This window comes from Bradyrhizobium sp., assembly GCF_035273305.1.
Taxonomy (GTDB): Bacteria; Pseudomonadota; Alphaproteobacteria; order Rhizobiales; family Xanthobacteraceae; genus Bradyrhizobium.
In genome coordinates, this window is sequence record NZ_DATEPI010000173.1 from 1 (window position 1) to 2,707 (window position 2,707).

At 57.4% G+C, this 2,707-nt stretch carries 4 protein-coding genes; all 4 read left to right on the forward strand.

The features are described 5' to 3' along the window. Positions 1-526: DUF4142 domain-containing protein (locus VJV58_RS12255; protein ID WP_414641483.1), on the forward strand; the 526-nt coding region annotated here is incomplete at its 5' end. A 25-nt stretch (positions 527-551) separates the two neighbouring features. Continuing rightward, positions 552-1,523, forward strand: coding sequence for a glycosyltransferase family 9 protein (locus VJV58_RS12260; protein ID WP_324137612.1), 972 nt, complete (start codon positions 552-554; stop codon positions 1,521-1,523). Between the two features lie 303 nt (positions 1,524-1,826). Next, positions 1,827-2,066 carry a DUF6894 family protein gene (locus VJV58_RS12265; RefSeq protein ID WP_324137613.1) on the forward strand — a complete coding sequence of 80 codons (240 nt, stop codon included), beginning with the start codon at positions 1,827-1,829 and terminating at the stop codon, positions 2,064-2,066. 167 nt (positions 2,067-2,233) lie between these two features. After that, positions 2,234-2,512 carry a hypothetical protein gene (locus VJV58_RS12270; protein ID WP_324137614.1) on the forward strand — a complete coding sequence of 93 codons (279 nt, stop codon included), beginning with the start codon at positions 2,234-2,236 and terminating at the stop codon, positions 2,510-2,512. Positions 2,513-2,707: the final 195 nt, after the last annotated feature.

Sequence of the window (2,707 nt, forward strand, 5' to 3'; positions counted from 1 at the left end):
TCAACTGAATCCTCCAAGCAAGGAATCCGTTATGAAATTCACCTCGCTCGCGATCATCGCAGTTTTCACGGCTTCCCCGGTGTTTGCAGCGGGCAAGCCAAGCCAGACCTTCCTCAAGAAGGCAATTGAGGGTAACTACGCCGAAGTACAGATGGGTAAGCTGGCGCAACAGAACGGGCAAAGCCCTGACGTGAAAAAATTCGGGCAAATGTTGTCGGATGACCATTCGGCCGCAAATCAAAAGGCCATAGACGCCGCAAAATCCCTCGGCCTTACTCCGCCGGATGGCCCGAGCGCCAAGCAGAAAGCGGAATATGAGAAGATGTCGAAGATGACGGGCCCGCGCTTCGACCGTGAATTCGCAAAGCACATGGTTGCGGACCACCAAAAAGACATTGCCGAGTACAAGAAGGAGACAAAGCAGTCCGACGCCGGCGGACAGTACGCCAAGGACGAGCTCGACGTGTTGCAGAAGCATCTTGATACAGCCAAGTCACTGCGCAACACCGAGTCCTCCCGCCGCTAGTGAGCATCGCACTGCGAGATTTCCGTTGAACCTTCATCGCGAATGGGCCGATGCGCTGCGGCGCAATGATTTCAAGCGCGCATGGAAGCTTAATGACACAAGCCTGGCTGAGTATCGCCTTTCCGGCGCCGTCAAGCACAGTGGAGAGCGGCATCTCCAGCGGATTTGGCGAGGCGAAGATCTAAAGAACAGATCCGTGCTCGTTCGCTGCTATCACGGACTTGGAGATACCATCCAGTTCATCCGTTTCGCGAAGCCTCTCCGGGAGGTTGCACGCGAAGTCATCGTCTGGAGCCAGCCTGAACTGTTGTCCTTGGTGCGTCGGGTTGACGGGGTTGATCGCGTGTTGCCGCTCCACGACGGGACGCCGGATGCGAGCTTCGACGTTGATATCGAGGTGATGGAGCTTGCCCACGCCTTGAGGGCAACACCGCAGCTTGTGACTGGCAGGGTCCCCTACCTTCCTCGCGTCGCCCGCAAGGAGCCGCCGAGTTCTAGGCTATCGATCGGAGTCGTCTGGGAAGCCGGCAACTGGAATCCAAGCCGTTCCGTTCCAGCTCGTCTGTTCGCCCGACTGCTCGAGCAATCGGATGTGCGGCTGCTTTCGCTTCAACAGGGCCCCGCCCGCGCTTTGGCCAAAACGATCCCCGCTGAGGATGTGGCTGTCACTGATATCGAAATGCTTGCTGCCAGGATTATGCAGCTCGATCTGGTGATCACCGTGGATACGATGGTTGCGCATCTTGCCGGAGCGCTTGGTATTCCCGTTTGGACAATGCTGCATCGGGATTGCGATTGGCGATGGCCGGAAACAGGTCGGTATACGGTTTGGTATCCGACGATGAGGTTGTTCCACCAGAAAACAGCGGGCGACTGGACCGGCGTCATGGAAAAAATTATCGACGAACTGAGGCTGTTCCGCCGCCGGCTTCCGACCCGGCAAGATGCAGCCGCTCAATATCGTTCGCCCGATCGGGAGGGCGTCGATAGCCGATAGTTCTAGGGCGACAATGCGAGGGTCTGTGTCGTGCGGACATCGCGAATCAGTTATGGTGTCGCCGTATGGCCGCAAACAAGGTAACGGCGGTACACATGCGCTGGGGACATCATTCCGAAGCCACAACTTTGAGCCGCCCACAGGGCGGCTCTTTTTATTAATGGCTTTTTTGTCGGGCCCGCGCCGGCGTGGCGCAACCGTTCGATCGGCGGCCGTATAGCCCCGCATGGCTGGGAACACCGGGATGTCCTGAAGTGTTGGTAGTCGTTCCCGCCCAATGCTGAGAGGACCGAGCCGAGCTGAATGCCTCTCTATATTTATCGAATTACGTATGGTGACGGAGCGCCAGCATGGCCGCACGACGGCGTTGAGTTGGCGGACGATGACGCTGCTTGGGTCGAGGCTACCACCGCATGCGGCGAGATGCTGCGCGACCTGAACGGTGCACTGAAAGCCGGCCCCGAATGGCGGATGGAGGTTACTCGCCAATCTGGGGAGGTGCTCTATCGGCTGACTTTTGTCGCCGAAGCATTCAATCGGTAGATTCCAACCATCTACTCTGGAAGCGCTTCCGATTGCATGCGCTGCGGTTTACAAAATGCCCTGCCCGCTTAACAAATGTTAGGCCTGAGTAACTTATTCGCGCCGCACGAACCTGCTGCCATAATGCCTCGTTGTGATTGGCAAAAAGCTTCAGCAGGGTTGTCACCATGAGCGAAAGCCACACCACGACGGACCATGCCAAAATCAAAAAATGGGTGAGCGAGCGCAACGGCGTGCCATCGACCGTGAAAAGAACCGAACGAGGTGGCCATGCAGGCCTCCTTCGGATTGATTTCGGTCCGAAAGAAGAGGCGCTGGAAGAAATCAGCTGGGATGAATTCTTCGAAAAGTTCGACGAGTCTCACTTGCAGTTCTTGTACCAGGACAAAACCAAGGACGGGAAGATCAGTCGCTTCCACAAGTTCGTGGCCCGGGACAAGACGTAGGTACCAGCAGAGTCGATTGGATCGCTGCGGCGATTTTGCCAGCCGGGTCCCTCCCTGCCCGACCGGCGGTTCAGTCGATACGAAAAAGCCTCGCTGTCGCGGGGCTTTTTCTGTGAAGCCAGCGGTAAATCCGGACTAGCCCGGTTCGCGCCTACCGCATGGCTTGGGTGACCCAAGCGCCTCGCACCCCCGATA

Coding starts and splice junctions, on each gene's coding strand:
- VJV58_RS12265 (WP_324137613.1), top strand. CDS start 1,827: ATGCCTCTCTATATTTATCGAATTACGTATGGTGACGGAGCGCCAGCA.
- VJV58_RS12270 (WP_324137614.1), top strand. CDS start 2,234: ATGAGCGAAAGCCACACCACGACGGACCATGCCAAAATCAAAAAATGG.